The following is a 20,092-nucleotide window of genomic DNA, read 5'->3' as shown; positions in this document are numbered from 1 at the left end:
CCCTCGCGCGGACCTGTGGCGCACGGCCTCCTCAGCCGGCGCGCCACTTCTGGTTGGCGGTGCCGGCGCAATCCCAGATGATCAGCCGGGCGCCGTCGTTGCCGTTCCAGCCGTCGATGTCGACGCACTTGTTGGCCTGCGGATTGACCAGGTCGCCGGCCGCCGAGAGGACGAACTGCTGGGCACCCGTGCCGTTGCAGGACCAGAGCTGGACCACCGTTCCGCTGGCGGTGGACCCGCCGGCGACGTCCATGCACTTGTTGTTCTGGGTGCGCAGCGCGCCGCCCGTGAACGTCCACGCCTGGGCGGCGGTTCCATTGCATCCCCAGGTCTGCAGCGGTACGCCGTCGGAGAAGTTGGACGAGGGCACGTCGATGCACTTGTTGTTCCAGTTGCTGATCAAGCGGGTGCTCCCACCACCGCCGCCGGTGGTGACCAGGCTGAGACCGTACGTGCTGAGGATCTCGTTGACCGGCTGGAACCACATGGTGGCACCGGAGCTGCAGTTGCCGGACCCGCCCGAGGTCACCCCCTGGGCCTGGTTGCCCGAGATCCACGAGCCGCCGGAGTCTCCGGGCTCGGCGCACGCGTTGCTGCGGCTCAGGCCGGAGACGGCACCCTGGGCGTAGTTGATCGTCTCGTTGCGGCCCAGAATCGTGCCGCAGCGCCAGCCGGTCGTACGGCCCGACCGGCAGACCGAGCTGCCGATCGCGGCGTCCTGCGAGCCCGCCACCGTCACGTTGCCGCCGGAGTAGTTGTTGACCCACGGCTGTGGGGTCCACGAGGCGTTGGTGCGGATCCACGAGTAGTCGTTTCCGGGGAAGGACGAGCCGGCGAAGCTGCCCTGTGCGACGTTGTTGTAGCCGAGCGTCGGGCTGCCGGTGCCGCCGCAGTGTCCGGCGCTGACGAACCCGCCGACAACCGCGAAGCCGACGGAGCAGAGCGTGTTGCCGTTGATGACGTACTGGTCGCCGCCACGGATGTCGTACAGCGGCCGGGGAGCTTCGGGGGTCTCGACGACGGTGACGGCGTCGGCGGCGACACCACTGTCGCGGGCGAACGACCGGGCCGCCTGCTCGCCACCGGGCCGTACCGTCACGACGACGCGGTTGGTCGGGACGTCGACGTACCAGCCGTGGACGCTCCGACCGGCTGTGGCGCCGCGCCGGTCGAGCGCCGTGAGTGTGGCGTTGAGCTGCCTCTCGCTGTGCGAGACCACCGTGCCGTCGGCGCCCTCGACGCGTACCACGTGGAGAGCGGACGTGTCGGTGACCGCGACGGTCAGGCGGTTGCCGCCCGGCGGGATCCAGGCGCCGGCGAAGGCCGTGCCGAGCCGTTCGCGGAGCCGCCTCTCGACGGCGGGCGCGGCCGCCTCGACCCGCACCCGCCGGTCGATCTGGGCGTCGGTGAGGTGCAGATCCCGCCGCATGGCGGCGACCATCCCGGGATCCATGTCCCGGCCGGGTGCTGCGGCCGGAGTGGTCGGAGGCGGCCCCGGGGCGGCGTGGCCGACGGTCGGTGTGAGACCGAGTACGGCGAGCACCACGGCGGCCACGCCGAGCGTCTTCGATGAACGGTTCATGGTGAGTCCTTCCAGCTCCCGGCCGCGTGTCGACAGCGGAGCGGCGGTGGTGGAGGAGGTGCCGGGACGGGGGAGAGAGCGCTCTCTCGTCATTCGAGTCTGGCCCGTACGTAGACGTGTGTCAATCTCCTGCGGTGGTTGGCAGGGTTCGGGCGGCCGTCCGGGCTCCGACGGCCGCCCGAACCGCGTCAGCTGCCGTAGACCTCCAGCTCGAAGACGCGGGCCGCCTGGTCGGTGGTCTGCGTCGGGGTGAGGACGTTCAGTCGCAGGTACCTGCCGCTGGCCGTCAGCTGATGGGTGCTGACGTTGGCGGTGTTGCCCCGCACCTGCGCCACGGTCGTCCAGGCAGAGCCGTCCGGCGACACCTGCAGGTCGAAGTCCCGCGTGTTCCAGGCGCTGTCCTCACCGCCGGCCCCGGCGTGGCGCACGGTGACGGACCCGATGGTGTGGCTGGCGCCCAGGTCGACCCGGAGGAACTTGGTGCCACCCAGCGAGCACCACTTGTCGGAGACGCCGCCGGACGTGCTGCCGTTGACGGCCTTCTCCGGTCCTTCGGTGCTCGCGCACTGGGAGTCGGCGGTGGCCGGCCGGTTGAGCGCCAGGTTGGTCGGGCCGCTGCCCCCGTACACCTCGAACTCGTCGATCCGCGCCGCGCCGTTCCCGTCGTTGGCGGGTGTGGTGACGTTGAGGCGGACGTAGCGGGCCGACACCGTCGAGATCGGATGGTACGTGCGGCTGGCGCGGTTGCCGGAGACGGTCGTCCGGGTGGTCCAGGTGCTGGCGTCGGTGCTGGTCTGGATGGTGAACGCGCCGGTGTTCCAGGCGGTGTTCTCGCCACCGAGGCCGGCGTGTTTCACGACGAAGGACCCGACGTTCTGGTTGGAACCCAGGTCGACCTGGAGAACCTTGGTGCCGGCCGCGAGGGAGCACCACTTGCTGGTGCTGCCGAGCTTGCTGTCGAAGGCCTTCTCCGGGCCCTCGGTCGCACCGCACGGTGCGGATCCGGTGGCTGGCTTGCCGGCGGCCAGGTTGGCGCCCAGTTCGGGCGCGGCGGGCGGCGGGGTGGACCCGTCGGTGAACGACGGGGGTACGTTGGCCGGGTTGGTGCCCCAGGACGACGGCGAACCGCCCATGCTGTACGACAGGGTGGCCCCGCCCGCGATGTCGCCGTACCGCAGCCAGGTGCGCTGCGTGGCCGTGCCGTTGACCGACAGGCTCTGCACGTACTGCGCGGATGGTCCGGCGTTGGTGCCGTTGATCTGGACGTCACCGCTCGGCCGGTCGACGAGGATCGACGGGAAGAGCGGGCCGTGCAGCGCGAGCGTGTCCGCTCCCGGGGTGGGCGGATACATGCCCAGCGCCGCCCAGACGTACCAGGCTGAGGTGGCGCCGAGGTCGTCGTTGCCGGGCAGGCCGCCGGCGCCGGTGGTGAACGACTCGTTCATCACCCGTCGAACCGCCGCACTGGTGCCGGCCGGGGCCGCCGCGAAGTGGTACGCCCATGGCACGCCGTGCTCCGGCTCGTTGCCGATGTAGAAGTACGGCTGCGACTGGCCGCCGTTCGTCTGGGTGAAGTGGTGGTCCAACCGCTGGATGGCGGTCTGCCGGCCGCCCATCAGGTTGATCAGGCCGGCGAAGTTGTACGGGATCATCCAGGTGTACTGCGCCGCGTTGCCCTCGACGTAGCCGGACTGGTTGGCCGGGTCGAGTGGCCAGGGCCAGGTGCCGTCGGCGTTGCGCCGGTGGACGTAGCTCGACTCGGTGTTGAAGACGTTGCGCCACCACTGGGCGCGCGTCATGTGGGTGTTGTACTTCGCGGTGTCGCCCAGGGCCCGGGCGAACTGGGCGACGGCGAAGTCGCTCGCCGAGTACTCCAACGAGTCGGACGGGTCACCGTCGATGTACTGCCGCTGCACGTAGCCGCTCTGCCGACCACGGATCGGGTTGCCCTGGGTGGTGCCACCGTTGGAGCTCTTCTCCATCAGGGCGAGAGCGGCCGCGGTGTCGAAGTCACGGGCGCCGAACTGGTAGAGGCTGTCGACGACGATCGGACCGGGATCGCCGGTCATCACGAACGCCTCGTTGGTGTTGTGCGACCACTTGGGCAGCAGGCCGCCCTGCTGGCCGTCGAGCACCATCGACTTTGCGATGTCCGAGGCCTCCACCGGCGCGATGAACGCGATCAGCGCCGACCACGATCGGTAGATGTCCCACCCGGAGTAGTTCTGGTACACGGGATGGCTGGCGGTGTGGATGGCGTTGTCGAAGCCGCGGTACTGCCCGTTGACGTCGTTGGAAACGTTGGGGTTGATCAGGACGCGGTAGAGCGCGGTGTAGAACTTCTGCAGGTCGGCGACGGACCCACCGGTGGCCTGCACGCGGTTGAGGATCGCGTTCCACTGCGCGTCGGCGTTGGTCCGTACCGTGGTGAACCCGAAGCCGGACTGCTCGCTGGCGAGGTTGGCCTGGGCGCCCGCCTGGCTGACGAACGAAATGCCGATCTTGACCTGTACGACCGGGTTGCTGGACGTGTCGAAGGTCAGATAGCCGCCGGAGTTGGTGCCGCTGGTGGTGGAGGAACCAGCGCTCACGGTGCCGCCGAGCCAGGTGCCGACGCCGGTGGGGGCGCGGTCGAACTCCATCCGGTAGAAGATCTGGTACGTCCTGCTGTTGCCACAGAAGCCACCGCCGGTGACGCTTCCGGTCACCGTGGAGCCGCTGATCGCGACCGAGCCGTTCCGGCTGCCGGTCGCGCTGCGACTGGTGTTGATCAGCACGCGTGCCGCGTTGGTCGACGGGTAGGTCAGGCGCAGGGCTGCCGTACGCGTGGTGGCCGACGCCTCGACCTTGGTGTTGCCGTAGTTGCTGAGCACCGCCTGGTAGAAGCCGGGACGGGCCTGTTCCTGGCTCTTGTCCTGGGTGGCGCGGTAGGACGTCCAGGAAGTGCCCGGTGAGGCGCCGATCGCGCCGGTGATCGGCAGGATGCCGAGGTCCTCGTTGTTGGAGCAGCCCGCGCCGTTGAAATGGGTGAGGCTGAACTCCTCGATCTGGTTGTCACCGAACCGGTAGCCCGAAGGTGCCGCGGTTGGCGTGTCCGGGCTGAGCTGGACCATGCCGAAGGGCTGCACCGGTCCGGGAACGGTACTGCCGCCGGCGCCGCCCGGGACGGGGTTGGGAGCGTTGCTGTCGTCGGTGCCGATGAACGGGTTCACGTACCCGGTGAGGCTCAGGGGTGCGGCCGTGGCGGGTGCGGCGACCGCGATGAGCAGGGACGTGCCGGTGAGGGCGGTGGCCAGCAGGCTGAGCAGACGGGACGGGCCTGGTCGGAGCATGGCGGGGTTCCTCCTTCGGAGGCGCGCGCGGGGGGTGGCTCCTGACATCGTTGTCATCGAACGATGTCGACTGATGTCTAGCCCTCGAAAAGACGCCTGTCAATGCGTCGTTCGGTGCTGGTCTCCGGTACGCCGGGCTTCTTCGAACTCAAGCGCGGTCGGACCGGCAGCCCGCGGGTCGACTGACCGGCCCGGGTCCTCTATGCCACCTCGCCGCCGGCGTCCAGAACGCGGGCGAGCGCTCGTTGACCGCCCTGGAGAATTTCTGGCGCGTGCACCTGGAGGGCCTGCGCGACGCGTCCGAGGCGGCGCTGCAGCACACCGCGCGTCGGGCTCCGAGGAAGTCTTCGGAGCCCGGGAAAGTCGGGGATCAGCTGTTCGACACGCATGGGACGTGCTCCGGCGACCTGCACCCACACCACGAGCTCACGTTCCAACCAGTCCGCCTGGACGGTGATGGTGACCGTCGCGTTGGCCACGACGACGTCAGCGCCTCTCTCCCATTCCAGGCGCGCCGCACCCACTCGAAAGCCATACCTGTCCAGGACCGCGAATGCCGTGACGGTCGCATTCCAGAGCCGCCGGCCTTGGTAGTTGCCGACATCAGCCATGTCTCTCATCGTGTCGAAGCCCCGCCACCGTGGCCGCCGGACCGCGCTGCCCCGAAATGTCACACCCCGGTGCGAACGTGCGGACGGCAGCGCGACGAGCGCGAAACGCCGAACTGTCCGTGCGTACGGACCGGTGGCTGGCCGACGAGTCTGGGATGATGCGCCGGTCTATCCACCGACACCACCCGACTCGAAGGGATCACCGCGATGGCGAAGGTCATTTCGACGCTGTTCATCTCGGCCGATGGTGTGGCCGAGATCGACCCCGACTGGCACTTCCCGTACTTCGACGAGAACATGGGTCGCGCCGTCACCGAAGACTATGAGACCGCCGACGTCCTGCTCATCGGCCGCGAGACGTACGACAGCTTCGCCGGAGCCTGGCCCGACCGTGAGGCCGCGGGTGGGGAGGACGCACCGTTCGCCAAGCAACTCGGGGACATGCGCAAGGTCGTCGCCTCGCGCCAGCCGCTGGAGTTCTCCTGGCGCAACTCCGAGCTGATCGAGGGTGATCTCGTCGGTGCGGTCACCGCGCTCAAGGCCGATGCCGGCGTCCGGGGCATCCTCATCCCCGGGTCGATCTCCGTGGTGCAGCAACTGCTCGCCGCGGGGCTGGTCGACGAGCTGCGCCTGCTGGTGCATCCGGTAGCGGCGCGCAAGGGCCGCAAGCTGTTCGACGAGGGCGACACGGCGTACCACCTGAAGGTGACGGCCACCGAGGCGTTCCCGACGGGCGTGCTCCGCGTGATCTACGCGCCCAGCGCGGCACCGGGCCAGGTCGGCTACGACGACGTGAAGGGCCAGGTTCCCGGCACGAACGCCTAGCGGACCGTCGGCGGTCCCGGGGCGCTCTCGGAAGCGTCGAGCTGGCTCCGCCGCGCCGCGGCGGAGCCAGCTCGGGCCAGTGTGAAGTCTGGTCAGCTGTTCAGCGTGGCCAGCAGAGCCGTGGCCATGCCCTGTTCGCCACGGGCGTTCGGGTGGAACGGGGCGGCCGAGTTCTGCGGCACCAGTCCCTCGACCCACCGCGTGCCGCTGCTCTTGCACGCGTCGCGCCCGATGGACGGGGTGTAGACGTCCGCGTAGGTGGCGCCGTTCGCCGCCGCGGTGCGCGCCAGTGTCGCGTTCAGCGACTTCTCGATGGTCCGCAGATATGGCACGTCCTGGTAGGCGATCGGGACCACGGGCCAGCAGCCGTAGCCGGTGTCCGGGAGGATCGCCGGGTATCCGAGCACCACGATCCGTGCGCCCGGCGCGGCCTGGCGGACCGCCTGTAGCACGGCGGTGACCTTCGGCGCGGCGGCGGCGATCCTGGCCTGCAACTGGTCGGTCCCTCCGGCGGTGTACCGGTCCTTGCACGGCGATCCGAGCGGGCTGCTGAGGCTCGCCTCCGCGCAGTCGCCGATGATGCCGGAGAACCCGATGTCGTTGCCGCCGATCTGCACCGTCACCAGCGCCGTGTTCGACGTGACCGCGCTGAGCTGCGGTGGCACCGCGATGCCCAGGGTTCCGCTGCCGGGATAGAGGATGTCGTCGGTGGTGGCCCCCGAGCAGCTCACGTCGACGAACGGCGACGAGCCGGCCGACGCTGCGACCAGGGACGGGTAGTTGCGGTTGGAGCGTAGGCAGTTCAGGTCGACCTGGGTGGGGATCAGCGGACCAGCCGTGTACGAGTCACCCAGCGCGACGTAGCGTCCGGCCGGCACGGCGGCGTTCGCGGGTGTGGTGACGGTGAGCAGCACGCCGACGGTCGCCGCGGCGAGAGCAGCCAACCGGGTGGCTGCCCGCAGGAGCGGCAGGCGGGGACGGGTCATGGCGCCTCCCAGACGGGATCATGGTGGTGGTGGTGCCGAGATTCTGTCGGCACCGACGCCAGGCGTCAATATAGATGGCACTCATTCTTTGCTGGTCGGGGCTGTGGATCGGGGCTGCTCGGGGCGAGCTCGAAGCAGGGCCTCGGTCGCCACTCTGGCGGCGCGGCTCGCGGTGCAACCTCCGGGGCAGTCCGGTGGCGGAGGGCTGCGGTAGCCTTCCCGGGCGCCAAGGTCATCGCGACGAGCGGCGCGTCGGTCTGGACAGGAGGGTCGTGGACGCGGGTTTCCTACGGGGTCCACGCCAGCGGGTCGACCCAGCGCGAGGCGGGCCGGACGACCAGCCACGGCAGTGGTGGTGAGGTCGTGGCAGACGGTCTGCGGGTCGACACCGACGAGATCCGCGCGCACGCGCGCAAGATCGAGGCGTTGCGGGAGCAGTTCGACGCGATCAAAGCCGCCAGCGCGCACATCAAGCAGGACGATCGGGCGTACGGGCTGCTGTGCGGGTGGATCGCCGGGATCCTGGAGGGCAGACACACCCGCCAGGACGAGCTGATCGCGTACGTCGAGGAGAACCTCTGGCTGGTCGTCGACGGCCTGTACCGCACCGGTGAGGCCTACGACGCCGTCGAGGGCGACAACAACGCCATGATGGGCAAGCTGGGCAACCAGTTGGATCCGGGGTGAGTGGGGGGCAATGACCGACGGCTCACTGATCGCGGACGTCGTGTCGAGCCGCAGGGCCTGGACCGGCTCGTCGATGGGCGAGGGCATCCAGGGAATGGTCGACGCCATCCACAGCAGAGGCTGGGTCGACGACCTGCTGGCCGGCGCCGGCCTCGGCGTGGAGGTCGCCGCAACCGTGATGGACCCGTTCAGCGCGCTGCTGGCCAACGGGCTCGGCTGGGCGATGGAATACTTCGAGCCGTTACGGCAGATGCTCGACGAGTTGACCGGCATGCCCGACGTCGTCGCCTCACACGCGGCCACCTGGAACAACATGGCCGAGGCGCTGTACCGGATGGCGGACGACCTGCGGGCGGCACTCGGTTCGGACATGCCGAGCTGGCAGGGTCAGGCCTCCGACGCCTATCACAGCCTGATGGCCAACAACTTCGACGCGTTGGGCGGGCTCGGCACCATCTCGGTCGCGATGGCGGAGGCCACGCGGGCGGCCGGAGACCTGGTGACGTTCACCCGCGAAATCGTGCGCGACCTCATCGCCGACCTGGTCGCGCGCGTCATCGTGTGGGCGGTCGAGGCGATCTTCGTCGTCACGATCCCGGTGATCGCGACGCAGATCGCGGCAGCCGTGGTCAAGTGGGCCGGGCGGATCGTGACCTTCATCGGCGCATTGATCATGAGCCTCACCAACCTCACCCGGCTGTTGAACGGTTAGGGCGAGGGCGATGGCCAAACCACCCGGGACGCCGAAACCCCACGGCGACACCGACAGCTCTGGTTCGCCTCGGCGGGTCCCCTCCGGCGACGCCCAGAGCCTTTCCCACGCACAGGACATCACCGGGCAGGCCGCCAATTTGGGCCGCCCGCCCTCGCAGCGTGCCCTACCGCCGGGCAGCACCAGCCGCACGCTCAGCCAGATACGCAATACCAAGGACAAGAGAAAGCGGTGGCAACGCGCTGAGGAGTACGTCCGCGAAATGTACGGCGGCGGTTCCGAATCGCATTATCCGGTGGCGACCAACTCGGATCCCGATTTCCCGGTGAGCACGACCGGCGGGCGGAAGGTGGACGTGCCCGTCGAGTCGAACGGCCGCACCGTTGCGGTCGAGGTAAAGATGTACCAGCAGTACCGAACGGTCGAGGTCGCACCGGGGCAAAATGTGACACACCAGGTCGAGGTGCCGCTCAGTTCCCATATCAGGGAGCAGATCAACAAGGATGTCGCGCTCCGCAGATCGGATCCGAACTACGATCCGCGCTGGGCATTTCTCAACGCCGGGCCGTCACAGGAGCTGCGGGACTATCTGGCCAAGGCTGGTATTATTTTCCTCGAATATCATTAAGTGAATGACGGGAACGCAATGAGTGGCAATGGTTTGGCTGAAGCGCGGGACGAACTGCCGACGTGGGCGAGTGAATCGCATCAGAACTTCGAGGAGTTCGCCAAGGAGTTGAACGCCCCCGCGCAGGCGCTCGCCGGCGACCCGTTCGCGCTGGTGCCGTACCTGCAGGCATACCTGTCCGAGCTCCCGCTCAGCCAGTTCGAACAGGACGACTGGGTCACGCTGCACACCGACCTCGCGTCGTTCCTCGCGGAGTTCATGATCAGGAATCACGCGGCGAGCTGGGTCGTCCGGGAGGCCCCGAACTCGCCCCGGGGTTTCCGGTACGTGCTCGCGGTCGACCAGCCCGTGGCCGGCGCCGGTGTCGTCGACCCCTTCGAGGTTGTGGCGACTGAGATCCGCGCGCTGCCCATCGAGGTCACCCGCATGATCGCCAACGCGGAGTTGACCGCCGGCGTCACCCGTCGATACGACCAGTAGCGCGAACGAGTTCAGACCCGGGTGATCCGCACGGCGTCGGCGACCACCAACCCGGTGCCACCGGTCCAGCGGCTCACACCGACCGTGTTGCCCGTGCCCGCCGCCAGGGTGAACACGCCGATCGAGACCCACCGGCCACCGTTGATCCGCTGGTTGACGGACACGGGCCGGTTCCCGGTGGTGGTCGCCACGAGATATGGCGTCTGGTCGTTGTAGCCGGCGTCGGCCGGGTACCACACCGAGATCTCGTAGCTTCCACTCGCCGGAATGGTTGACCGGAACCAGGCGACGTCACTGGACGACACCGGACTGCTGAACCGGTAGTCGGTGCCGAACCGTTGACCGGAGTAGGCCGACGTGCCCCAGCCGGTGCTCGCCGTGAACCCGCCCGCGGTGTTGTTGTCGATGGTCGTGCTCCACTGCTGCGGCGGGGTCTGCGCCAATCGCACGTCGAGGTAGTTGCGGTCGATGTTCATCGTCACCCCGCCCCACGTCTCGGTGACGTTGCCGGCGTACTGGTGCAGGCGTTGCTGGTTCGCGTAGTGGGCGTCGGCGCAGTAACTTCCGGCCTGGGTGTCGGCCACCCCGTTCCACCAGGCGATCCAGATCTGGTCGAGTCGGGTGTAGCTCGGATTGTCGTACGCGTCGCAGACGTCCTTGATGCCGGACGAACCGCTGGAGTACATCCCGGCGAGATAGCCGCGTACGTGCAGTTGCTCGACCCAGCCGGACAGGAACGACAGCACGGCGGCTCGGCAGGACGCGCTCGACGGGTACTGCTCGATGTCGTTGTAGATGGTGCTCGCGCTACCGATGCCCAGTGCCTGGGCGGCACTCGCGGCGCTGTTCGCGGCGGAGACGCCCTGCGACCGGGCGGTGCTGGGGTCGGCGGACATCTTCGGCGTACGGGTGCCGCACGGCGCCTGGTATCCCAACTCGATGGGGAGCAGCCGCCACCCGTTGCTGGTCTGGTTGGCCACCCAGGTCGCGGTGAGGTTGGGTTGGGCGCAGGAGCGGCTGCCGCCGCTGATGTAGATGCCGATCGCGCCGTAGGGCGAGCTGGCCCGCCACGCGTTCATCGCCGCCTGCGACGGGGCGGTGCAGGTGTCGAACCCCCGGCCGGTGAAGGTGCCGGGTTGTGGGCCGATGGCCACCGGCGTCATCGCGGTCGAGGCTCGCGGGGGTGGCGCGGCCGCGGCGATCGAGTCCGCCGGTGCCACCAGAGCTGCGGCGACGGTGAGACCCGCCAGCCATCCGACACGGTTTCTCATCGCGGCCTCCGGTTGAAGAAAACTTTTCCGGTGAACGGGCGGCACGAAGGATTTCTAGCATGAATTGATGATCAGCAATAGGGGTGCGGCTCGCGGTGGTCGGTGGCTCCGGTGGCCTGTGACCAGGGTCGCTGGATCTTGCATTGACCTGAAGTTAGGTTGAGGTTCTAGCGTGTGGTGCGTGAGTGCGTCGCCGAGCGGCGCCAAGGAGCAGAGGAACACGCCATGGATCGCCCTGTGCGGGTCGCCATCGTCGGTGCCGGGCCGGCCGGCATCTACGCCGCCGACATCCTCACCAAGGCCGCCGAGGCGGCCACGGTGGACATCTTCGACCGGCTGCCGACGCCGTACGGTCTGATCCGGTACGGCGTGGCACCCGACCATCCGCGGATCAAGGAGATCGTCACCGCGCTGCACCAGGTGCTGGACAACCCCCGGATCCGGTTCATCGGCAACGTCGACTACGGCATGGACGTGAAGCCGGAGGAGCTCGACCCGTTCTACGACGCGACCGTCATCGCCACCGGCGCCGACCGGGACCGCGACCTGAGCGTCCCCGGGGTCGGCCTGCCCGGTAGCTTCGGCGCCGCCGACTTCGTCTCCTGGTACGACGGGCACCCCGACGCCCCGCGCGACTGGCCGATGACCGCCTCCAGGGTGGCCGTCATCGGAGCGGGAAACGTCGCGGTGGACGTCGCCCGGATCCTCGCGAAGACCGCCGACGAACTGCTCGAGACCGACATCCCGGACAACGTCCATCGGCGGCTCCTGACCAGCCCGGTGACCGACGTGCACGTGTTCTCCCGGCGCGGCCCCGGGCAGGTCAAGTTCACCCCGCAGGAACTCCGGGAACTCGACGAGTCGCCGAACGTGGAGGTCGTCGTCCATCCCGAGGGCATGGAGTTCGACGAGGCGAGCCTGGCCACGATCCGTGCCCGACGGTCGGTCAAGATGTGCGTGGACATCCTGCAGAACTGGGTGGCGCGCGAGCCTCGCGGTCGTACCCGCCGCCTGCACCTGCACTTCCTACAGGCGCCGGTGGCGATCCTGGGCGCGGACCGGGTGACGGGCCTGCGCACCGAGACGCAGCAACTGACCGGCGACGGCTGGGTACGCGGCACCGGCGAGTTCACCGACTGGGACGTACAGGCGGTCTACCGCGCGATCGGCTATCTCAGCCGTCCGATCGCGGACCTGCCGTTCGACCCCGCGACGGGGACCATCCCGCACGCCGCCGGCCGGGTGTTGGACCTCGACGGCAACCAGATCCCCGGGCGGTACGTGACGGGCTGGATCAAGCGCGGCCCGGTCGGCCTGATCGGCCACACGAAGAAGGACGCGAACGAGACGATCACCAGCCTGCTGGCCGACCTGCACACCCTGCCAGCCGCCACCCACCCCGACCCGGCCGACGTGCTCACCTACCTCGGTCGCCGGAACCTCGATCACACCACCTGGGCGGGCTGGCAGAGGTTGGACCGACACGAGGTCGACCTTGGCCGCCCGCAGGGTCGCAAGCGGGTCAAGGTCGTACCTCGCGACGAAATGATCGAGATCAGCAACCCGCGGAGCGCGCGGTAGACCAGACGCATGTTCCGTGCGGGGCGTACGCCCTCACGAGTCGGCGGAGGGCAGCGTGTCCATGAAGGAACTGACCGAGAACACGGCCCGGCCGGGTCCGGCCGGGCCGTAGCCGGGCGGGCTGGACAGGCCGTGGGCATCCATGGTCGCCCGGTAGACCTCGAGCAGGCGCACGTGGTATTCCAGCGGCGCACCCTGCGGGTTGGCCCGGCCGAGTGGAGTGGTGGGCTCCGGGCACCAGGTGGTGAACCGTGGCGTGATCCCTCGCGACATGAAGTAGTCGAGCCCCTCGGCGGTGGAGTCGATCGCCTCGTTCACGCTGGTGAAGCCGTGTGGGGCGGCCATCTCGACGCCCGCCACGAAGTTGGGGATCACGTTGCGCGGGCCGAACACCTCGGCGGAGTCGAGGATGCGGCGGTGCCATTCCTCCCGGCCGACGTACCGCTCCTTGCCCGGGCAGTACAACTCGAACAGCCGCTTGTCCCACACCTCGTAGTTGGGGTGGTAGATGCGGATTCCGTAGTCGTGGAACCGTTGCACGTCGGCCCGGGGTAGGGCCTGCGCGACGACCTTGCCGATCCACCGTCCGGGGAACCGTTCCTCGATCGCCTGCGCGTACTGACCGTAGAAGTCGGCCTCGGCCAGCCCGCCGACGTGCGAGGTGATGCTGCCACCGGTGAGGGTGTACGCCCGCGAAGCCCGGTCGGTGTCGTGCCGATCGATGATCTCCAGGGCCTCCAGCACCTCGTCGACGGGCTTGACCCCGGTGTAGGGGCGGCCGGCCTTCTTGTGCTGCCGCCAGTTGTGGTTGATGTCGCAGTACTGGCACTCCTCCTTGGCGCCGAAGTACTGACAGACCCGGAACGCGGTCAGGTAGATGAGGTAGCCCCACTGGATCGTCGGGGCAACCTCCATCACCGACTTTCCGTTGGCCAGGGTGTGGCGGTAGTAGGCCGGCATCGGAGGTAGCCCGACATCGGCGATCGGTCGGCCGTCCAGGAACAGGCGCAGCAGCCCGTCGCTGTCGGCTCGGACGCGGTACGGCGAGTCGGGGTTGGTGCGGACCGAGACCACCGTGCGGCGCAGCCCGTACGGGCCGCCGGTGAGCACGATCTCCTCCGGCGGCCGGCGCAGCGCGGCCGTCCCCAGCTCCGGCAGCGTCCGGTGGTCGAAGGAGAAGATGAAGTACGACTTCGGCTTGATGTCGCCGTTCTCGTTGTCGGTCAGTGCCGCGTCGTCGAAGGCGAGCCCGCCGCGCAGCAGGTCCTCCTTGATGACCGCCTCTCGCGGCACCTGCGGGAGGCGGCTCATCAGGTCTTCGACGAGGTCGGTGCGCAACTCCATACGGTCCTTTCGAACGGGCGCGGAACCGGGTGGCAGGAGCCACCCGGTTCCGACGGATCAGCTCTGCTTGGTCTCCCAGAAGATTGTCGAGATCTCCTCGATCTTCGCCAGGAGCTGCTCCGCGACGGCCGGGTCCGCGCTTCCCTTCGCGCCGCCGGCGCCGGCCAGCTTGGTGGCCTCGTTGAAGAGGCCGTGCAGCTGCGGGTACTTCTCGAAGTGCGGTGCCTTGAAGTAGTCGGTCCACAGCACCCAGAGGTGGTGCTTGACCAGTTCGGCGCGCTGCTCCTTGATGATCAGCGATCGAGTCCGGAACTCGGGGTCGTCGCTGGCCTGGTACTTCTCGGAGATCGCCTTGATCGACTCGGCCTCGATGCGGGCCTGCGCCGGGTCATAGACGCCGCAGGGCAGATCGCAGTGTGCGCTCACGGTGGTGCGCGGACGCAGAAGGCGTGGCAGGTGCATCAGAACCCTTCCGACAACAGTGCTGAAGTTGATCAACAAGAACGATAGAACCTCAACCGCACTTCATGTCAACCCTGCCGTCAACGGCTCGCCCCGCGAGGGCTATCTCGTTAAACATCATATGTGTTACGTTCGCAACCAAGCTGGGTAGCGCTGCCCGCCACAGTCGACGACCGATATCGAACTCGGGAGATGATCAATGGCAATCAGCCGTAGACAGATGCTGATGGGGGCGATGGTCGCTGCCGTCGCGGGTGGCCTGGCCGACTTCGCCCGTCCTGCCCTCGCGGACGGCGGCGGCGCGGACGACGAGTCGGCCCGTCTGTGGTATTCGGCGCCGGCGAGCCGGTGGCTGGAGGCGCTGCCGATCGGCAACGGCCGTCTCGGGGCGATGGTCTTCGGCGGGGTGGACCAGGAACTGCTGCAGTTGAACGAGGAGACGATCACCGCCGGTGGTCCGCACAACCCGGTGAACCCCGCGGCGCGGGACGCGCTGCCCACGGTGCGGCAACTGATCTTCGAGGGCCGGTACGACGAGGCCCAGCAACTCGCCCGGGACAGCGTCGTGTCCGACTACTACGAGATGTGCTACCAGCCGCTGGGCAACCTGCGGATCTCCTCCGGCGACGGCGGCGAGGTCGCCGACTACGTCCGCGAACTGGACCTCGGCCGAGCCGTCGCGACGACCCGCCTCCGTCGCGCCGACGTCACCTTCACCCGCGAATCGTTCGTGTCCCCCGTGCACCAGGCGATCGTCCTGCGCTACACCGCCGATCACCCGGGCGAGCTGGACCTCGACGTCGCGCTGGACGGGCCGCCCCCGGTGGGCAAACCCCCGTGGGCGGCCGCGCCGACGGTCTCACCGACCTGGTCGACCACCGTCGACGCGAGCGGCGACCTCGTCCTCACCGGAAACCCGTCGCCCCTGTTCGGCGTCGACGCGGCGATCCGCTTCGTGAGCCGGGTCCGGCTGCTGACCACCGGGGGCGTGCGGACCCGGACCGCGGACTCGATCTCGGTGCGCGGCGCGGACGAGGCGGTTCTGCTCGTGACGGCGGCGACCAACTACCCGGTGGACCGTCCGTCGGGTCCAGGACCGGACGCGCTGGCGCTGACCCGGATCACGCGGGCCGCCGCGGTCCCCTACCGACGGCTGCTCGCCGACCACGTCCGGGCGCACCGCGAGCTGTACGGCCGCGTCTCGATCGACCTCGGCACCAGTGCGGCGGCCAGCCTGCCCACCGACCAGCGGGTGAAGGAGTCGGCCACCCTGGACGACCCGGCGTTCGCCGCGCTCTACTTCCAGTACGGCCGCTACCTGCTCATCTCGAGCTCGCGGGAGGGCAGCCAGGCCGCGAACCTGCAGGGCATCTGGAACGATCGCGTCGCGCCACCCTGGCAGAGCAACTACACGTTGAACATCAACACCGAGATGAACTACTGGCTGGCCGAGCCGACGGCGCTGGCGGAATGCGTCGAACCGCTCGTGGGCCTGGTCCGTGGCCTTGCCGAGAGCGGCGCCCGGACGGCGAGAGAGATGTACGGAGCCCGCGGCTGGGTGGCGCACCACAACTCGGACCTGTGGCGGGGGACCGCCGCGTACGACGGCCCGCAGGGCATCTGGCCGATGGGCGGTGCCTGGCTCTGCCTGCACCTGTGGGACCGGTACGACTACGGTCGGGACCGGGCCTACCTCGCGGACGTCTATCCGTTGCTGCGGGGGGCCTGTGAGTTCTTCCTCGACACGCTGGTCTCGCATCCCCAGCACGGCTGGCTGGTGACCAATCCGTCGAACTCGCCGGAGAACAGCCACCACAGCGGGCAGATGCTCTGTGCGGGGCCGGCGATGGACACGCAGATTCTGCGCGACCTCTTCACCAACACGGCTCGTGCCGCGCAGATCCTGCACACCGACGGCGATCTGCGCCGCCGGCTCGCGGAGGCTGGTGAGCGGCTGGCGCCGCACCAGATCGGCAGCGCCGGCCAGTTGCAGGAGTGGCTTGAGGACTGGGACACGACGGCACCGGAGCCCGCGCACCGGCATGTCTCGCACCTGTACGCCGTCTATCCGAGCGGCCAGATCGACGTCCACCGGACGCCCGCCCTGGCGGCGGCGGCCCGGCGCTCGCTGGAGTTGCGGGGCGAGGGCGTCAACGACGATGGCTGGGCCGTCGCGCTCCGCGCGATCCTCTGGGCGCGTCTCGGCGATGCGGAGCGGGCGCACCAGACGCTTCGGCTGCTGTTCGCGCCGAAGCGCCACAACCCGAACGTCCTCAACGGCACGACCTATTACCAGATCGACGCGAACCTCGGCGGGCCCACGGCGGTCGTCGAGATGCTCCTGCAAAGTGTCGGTGACGAGGTGCGTCTTCTCCCGGCGCTGCCGGCGGCGTGGGCGCAGGGGTCCGTCCGTGGTCTACGGGCGCGCGGTGGCTTCGTCGTGGACGCGGCGTGGCGCGCCGGGCGGCTGGATACGGCGACGCTGACGTCGCGGTTCGGCAACCGGGCGCGGGTACGGACACCCGGCCCGGTCTCCGTCACGTCACACGCCAGGGCTCGGGCGGTCAGCCACCCGGAGCCGAACGTCGTCGAGTTCGACACCGTGCCCAACGCCGTCTACCGGCTGGAGCTGAGGTAACCACCACCACTGTGGAGCATTTCGGATAGGTGCGCCGCAGCGGCGGCGGACTGCGGGCGGTGGCGTTGGACGTCACCGCCCGCAACGCATCGATCACCCCGGCTCTACGGCGTTTCTCCGAGGTTACGAGCCCGTTGCCACGCGCGCCGTCATACGTCAGTATTCATACATCACATGTTTCGTCGCCGAGTGGCGGCGCCTGGAACCAGGTGTTCCGCGCCCTGACCTCGGGTCGTCTGACGGCGAGGCTCCGAACGAGCGGAGAGGTGAAGATCATGTTAAGAGGATGGCCCGGCAGAGGCATTCTGGCCTCGATGCTGGTGATCGGCTCCATGACGGCAACGCAGTCGGCGTCGGCCGCGGCCGCCGCACCGGGTCAGCACGGCAAATCCGCACCCGGGCCCGTCGTCTACGTGGCGACCACCGGCGACGACGCGAACCCCGGCACCAAGGCGGCCCCGCTCCGCACGATCGCCGCGGCGCGGGATGCGCTCGCGGGGCACACCACGTCCAAGCGGCGGGGAACGGTGTGGATCCGTGGCGGCGAGTACGCGCTCGCCGACACGATCGCCCTCTCCGGCGCGAAGAACTCGTGGGTCACGTACGCGGCGTACGCCGGCGAGAAGGTCAAGCTCACCGGCTCGCACGAGCTGCCGGCGGCCGGCTGGAAGAAGCTGAGCGAGTTGTCGGCGCAGGAGTTGGCCGAACCGCGGTTCTCGTCGAACGCCCGGCTCGGCTCGGAAACCCGTGCGGGCGCGTGGGTCTACGACCTCGGCGCCGCCGGAATCGACCCCGGCGCCCTGTACAAGAACGGGTTCAACTGGCAGCAGCAGCCGTTCGCGCCCGAGCTGGTCGTGGACGGAAGCACCCAGACCCTGGCCGAGTATCCGAACGGGAAGTCGTGCGCCAGCGGGGACGCGAGCTGCTACCTGTACGGGGACGGCAGCAAGTGGCGGGTGGACGGGCCCCGCGACCTGATGCAGCCGGACGTGGACGCGCGGTTCGGCCTGCAGAACGACTGGCAGTGGAACGGGACGACGCCGCGGGCGCAGTTCGAGGACAAGAAGCAGCAGCTTCCCGACCCGGCCGACCGGAACACCTGGTCCCAGGCCGAGATGTGGAAGATGACGCCCTCGATCTACGAGGTCGGCGGGCGGGCGCTGGAGGGCAACCGCTACCAGGGGTGGGCGCCCGAGACGGTGCCGGTCGTGCACGACTGGGGCACGCGCGGCTCGGGCAGCTACTCGTCGCTGCCGATCCAGGCCGATCCCGAGTGGATCGAGACGATCGACAACACCAGGTACGAGACCGAGGGGTGGCTCTCCGGATACCTGGGCAACAACTACGCCGTCGACATGGTCCGGATGTTGTCGTGGAGCGGCACCAAGCTCTACACCAAGTACCCGGCGATGTACGTCCCGCAGAACGGCTACACGATGGTCAAGGCCCTCAACGTGCTGTCTGAGATGGACGCGCCCGGCGAGTACTACCTCGACCGCTACAACGACAACGACGTGCTCTACTACCTGCCGGCCGGCGGCTCGGTCGAGGGCAAGCAGATCACCCTGACGACGTTCGACCGGAACTTCTTCCGGCTGGAGGGCACGACCGGCGTGCAGCTGCGCGGGCTGGCCATGGCGGACTCGCTCGCGAACGGCGTCCAACTGCTCGACGCGAACGACACCCTGATCGACGGCGTGGAGATCTCCAACGTCAGCATGGACGCGATCCGAATCGGCACGCCCACCGAGACGATCACCGCACTGCCGGACTACGAGACCGTCCGGGGTGGCCACGGCAACGTGGTCCGGAACTCGTACCTGCACGACCTCGGAGGCGGCGGCGTGCTGCTCGGTGGCGGCAACCGAAGCACACTCGAACGGGGCGACAACGTCGCGCGCAACAACGAGATCGCGCGGTTCTCCAAGCTCGCGACCTACACGCCGGCCGGATACCTCTACGGCGTCGGGAACACCTTCGAGTACAACTACGTGCACGACGCGCCGCACATGGCTGTCCAGATCATGGGCAACGACATGAAGGTCAACCACAACTACTTCTACGACCTGGTGAAGAACGCCGGCGACCAGGGCGTGGTCTACACCGGGCGGGACTACACCTTTCTCGGCAACGAGGTCGCCTACAACCTGTTCGACAAGATCGGCGGCAACAACGACGCCTTCTACATGGACGACGGTGTGTCGGGCATGCGCTTTCACCACAACGTGGTGAAGGACGCGCACTCCGGTGTCTTCTTCCAGTCCGGGCACAGCAACAAGGCCAACGACAACGTCTTCATCGACGTCGCCCAGACCGGGCACGACATGATGTACCACCGCAACGGCGAGAAGGGTCTGCCGGTCCCCAACGCCTGGGTCGTGCAGAGCCGCTACAACGCCTTCCTGGACGTCCGCGAGGGCGAGAAGTACAGCGCCACGCCCGAGCATGTGGCCACCTGGGTCCGGCACTACACGAGCGGTCGGTACAAGTACTCGGACGGCACTCCGATCGTCTATCCGGAGATCAACGACTGGTACGTTCCCCGCGTGCGGAGCACGGGGGTGGACTGCCAGGCGGCGGACTACGCGACGGAGGCCACCAACGGTTGCGACCGGGCCACCGTCTGGGACAACGCCAACTCGCTGTACGTGCCGGCCCGCATCGAGATCGACCATTCGGTGATCGTCGGCGGTGGCGAGTTCAAGACCAGCCCCGTCACGTTCGGCAATCCGACCTCGACCTTCCAGTTGTCCCGGTGGAGTGACAAGATCAATACCAACCTGGTGAAGCCGGCCTCGGTCGAGGACGCGGGGTTGGACATGGGGACGCTGAAGTTCTCCTCGTCCGGCGCGGTCGCGCAGGCCTTCGGCAAGGAGTGGGTGAAGACGTGGAACCGGCTGGTGTCGCGCGACGGCATCGGCCGGCCGGCTGGCCCGGCTGCGGGCTGAGAGGT

The 20,092-nt window shown here is 68.7% G+C and carries 15 protein-coding genes; 8 read left to right on the top strand and 7 right to left on the bottom strand.

Translation table 11 applies throughout. The features are described from left to right. Positions 1-31: 31 nt before the first annotated feature. The 3 genes from ACFQGL_RS13005 to ACFQGL_RS12995 all read right to left on the bottom strand — a co-directional run bounded on the left by ACFQGL_RS13005 (position 32) and on the right by ACFQGL_RS12995 (position 5,525). Positions 32-1,582, bottom strand: coding sequence for a ricin-type beta-trefoil lectin domain protein (locus ACFQGL_RS13005; protein WP_377510592.1), 1,551 nt, complete (start codon positions 1,580-1,582; stop codon positions 32-34). A 188-nt stretch (positions 1,583-1,770) separates the two neighbouring features. Beyond that, positions 1,771-4,914: a GH92 family glycosyl hydrolase gene (locus tag ACFQGL_RS13000; protein WP_377510589.1), complete on the bottom strand. Its 3,144-nt coding sequence runs from the start codon at positions 4,912-4,914 to the stop codon at positions 1,771-1,773. A gap of 200 nt (positions 4,915-5,114) precedes the next feature. Beyond that, positions 5,115-5,525, bottom strand: a complete 411-nt coding sequence (locus ACFQGL_RS12995) for a hypothetical protein (RefSeq protein WP_377510586.1) — start codon at positions 5,523-5,525, stop codon at positions 5,115-5,117. Between the two features lie 207 nt (positions 5,526-5,732). On the opposite strand from ACFQGL_RS12995, the gene ACFQGL_RS12990 reads away from it, so the two are divergent. Beyond that, entirely contained in the window at positions 5,733-6,350 is a 618-nt protein-coding gene (locus ACFQGL_RS12990) for a dihydrofolate reductase family protein (RefSeq protein ID WP_377510583.1), read from the top strand. Between the two features lie 92 nt (positions 6,351-6,442). On the opposite strand, the gene ACFQGL_RS12985 is transcribed toward ACFQGL_RS12990, so the two are convergent. Further along, a complete protein-coding gene (locus ACFQGL_RS12985; RefSeq protein WP_377510580.1) occupies positions 6,443-7,336 on the bottom strand; it encodes an SGNH/GDSL hydrolase family protein in 894 nt (297 codons plus the stop codon). Positions 7,337-7,699: 363 nt separating this feature from the next. Between ACFQGL_RS12985 and ACFQGL_RS12980 the strand changes: the two genes are divergently transcribed. Genes ACFQGL_RS12980 through ACFQGL_RS12965 form a run of 4 tightly spaced genes read left to right on the top strand, consistent with a single transcriptional unit; the run spans position 7,700 to position 9,843 of the window. Beyond that, a complete protein-coding gene (locus tag ACFQGL_RS12980) occupies positions 7,700-8,023 on the top strand; it encodes a hypothetical protein (RefSeq protein ID WP_377510577.1) in 324 nt (107 codons plus the stop codon). Between the two features lie 10 nt (positions 8,024-8,033). Continuing rightward, positions 8,034-8,735 (top strand): WXG100 family type VII secretion target, encoded by a 702-nt coding sequence (locus ACFQGL_RS12975; protein ID WP_377510574.1) that lies wholly within the window; start codon positions 8,034-8,036, stop codon positions 8,733-8,735. Positions 8,736-8,745: 10 nt separating this feature from the next. Further along, positions 8,746-9,363, top strand: coding sequence for a hypothetical protein (locus ACFQGL_RS12970; RefSeq protein ID WP_377510571.1), 618 nt, complete (start codon positions 8,746-8,748; stop codon positions 9,361-9,363). 33 nt (positions 9,364-9,396) lie between these two features. Continuing rightward, positions 9,397-9,843 (top strand): hypothetical protein, encoded by a 447-nt coding sequence (locus tag ACFQGL_RS12965; protein ID WP_377510569.1) that lies wholly within the window; start codon positions 9,397-9,399, stop codon positions 9,841-9,843. 11 nt (positions 9,844-9,854) lie between these two features. Here ACFQGL_RS12965 and ACFQGL_RS12960 read toward each other — a convergent pair whose 3' ends face one another. After that, positions 9,855-11,114 carry a glycoside hydrolase domain-containing protein gene (locus ACFQGL_RS12960; RefSeq protein WP_377510566.1) on the bottom strand — a complete coding sequence of 420 codons (1,260 nt, stop codon included), beginning with the start codon at positions 11,112-11,114 and terminating at the stop codon, positions 9,855-9,857. A 225-nt stretch (positions 11,115-11,339) separates the two neighbouring features. Here ACFQGL_RS12960 and ACFQGL_RS12955 point away from each other — a divergent pair, with 225 nt between their 5' ends. Then, the gene (locus ACFQGL_RS12955; RefSeq protein WP_377510563.1) at positions 11,340-12,695 is read left to right on the top strand and encodes an FAD-dependent oxidoreductase; all 1,356 of its coding nucleotides are present in this window, start codon (positions 11,340-11,342) and stop codon (positions 12,693-12,695) included. Positions 12,696-12,728: 33 nt separating this feature from the next. On the opposite strand, the gene ACFQGL_RS12950 is transcribed toward ACFQGL_RS12955, so the two are convergent. Beyond that, complete coding sequence (locus tag ACFQGL_RS12950; RefSeq protein WP_377510560.1) at positions 12,729-14,039, bottom strand: radical SAM protein; 1,311 nt, start codon at positions 14,037-14,039, stop codon at positions 12,729-12,731. 57 nt (positions 14,040-14,096) lie between these two features. Continuing rightward, a complete protein-coding gene (sodN, locus tag ACFQGL_RS12945; protein WP_377510557.1) occupies positions 14,097-14,501 on the bottom strand; it encodes a superoxide dismutase, Ni in 405 nt (134 codons plus the stop codon). A gap of 226 nt (positions 14,502-14,727) precedes the next feature. Between sodN and ACFQGL_RS12940 the strand changes: the two genes are divergently transcribed. Both ACFQGL_RS12940 and ACFQGL_RS12935 read left to right on the top strand, forming a co-directional pair. After that, positions 14,728-17,139, top strand: coding sequence for a glycoside hydrolase family 95 protein (locus tag ACFQGL_RS12940; RefSeq protein ID WP_377510554.1), 2,412 nt, complete (start codon positions 14,728-14,730; stop codon positions 17,137-17,139). 275 nt (positions 17,140-17,414) lie between these two features. Then, the gene (locus ACFQGL_RS12935; RefSeq protein WP_377510551.1) at positions 17,415-20,087 is read left to right on the top strand and encodes a right-handed parallel beta-helix repeat-containing protein; all 2,673 of its coding nucleotides are present in this window, start codon (positions 17,415-17,417) and stop codon (positions 20,085-20,087) included. The last annotated feature ends 5 nt before the right edge of the window (positions 20,088-20,092 follow it).

The sequence above is a fragment of the Micromonospora vulcania genome (assembly GCF_042658605.1).
Lineage (GTDB): Bacteria > Actinomycetota > Actinomycetes > Mycobacteriales > Micromonosporaceae > Micromonospora > Micromonospora vulcania.
This window is presented reverse-complemented; position numbering and strand designations above follow the sequence as displayed.

Coding starts and splice junctions, on each gene's coding strand:
- ACFQGL_RS12960 (WP_377510566.1), bottom strand. CDS start 11,114: ATGAGAAACCGTGTCGGATGGCTGGCGGGTCTCACCGTCGCCGCAGCT.
- ACFQGL_RS13005 (WP_377510592.1), bottom strand. CDS start 1,582: ATGAACCGTTCATCGAAGACGCTCGGCGTGGCCGCCGTGGTGCTCGCC.
- ACFQGL_RS12975 (WP_377510574.1), top strand. CDS start 8,034: ATGACCGACGGCTCACTGATCGCGGACGTCGTGTCGAGCCGCAGGGCC.
- ACFQGL_RS12985 (WP_377510580.1), bottom strand. CDS start 7,336: ATGACCCGTCCCCGCCTGCCGCTCCTGCGGGCAGCCACCCGGTTGGCT.
- ACFQGL_RS12940 (WP_377510554.1), top strand. CDS start 14,728: ATGGGGGCGATGGTCGCTGCCGTCGCGGGTGGCCTGGCCGACTTCGCC.
- ACFQGL_RS12955 (WP_377510563.1), top strand. CDS start 11,340: ATGGATCGCCCTGTGCGGGTCGCCATCGTCGGTGCCGGGCCGGCCGGC.
- ACFQGL_RS12950 (WP_377510560.1), bottom strand. CDS start 14,039: ATGGAGTTGCGCACCGACCTCGTCGAAGACCTGATGAGCCGCCTCCCG.
- sodN (WP_377510557.1), bottom strand. CDS start 14,501: ATGCACCTGCCACGCCTTCTGCGTCCGCGCACCACCGTGAGCGCACAC.
- ACFQGL_RS13000 (WP_377510589.1), bottom strand. CDS start 4,914: ATGCTCCGACCAGGCCCGTCCCGTCTGCTCAGCCTGCTGGCCACCGCC.
- ACFQGL_RS12970 (WP_377510571.1), top strand. CDS start 8,746: ATGGCCAAACCACCCGGGACGCCGAAACCCCACGGCGACACCGACAGC.
- ACFQGL_RS12935 (WP_377510551.1), top strand. CDS start 17,415: ATGTTAAGAGGATGGCCCGGCAGAGGCATTCTGGCCTCGATGCTGGTG.
- ACFQGL_RS12995 (WP_377510586.1), bottom strand. CDS start 5,525: ATGGCTGATGTCGGCAACTACCAAGGCCGGCGGCTCTGGAATGCGACC.
- ACFQGL_RS12990 (WP_377510583.1), top strand. CDS start 5,733: ATGGCGAAGGTCATTTCGACGCTGTTCATCTCGGCCGATGGTGTGGCC.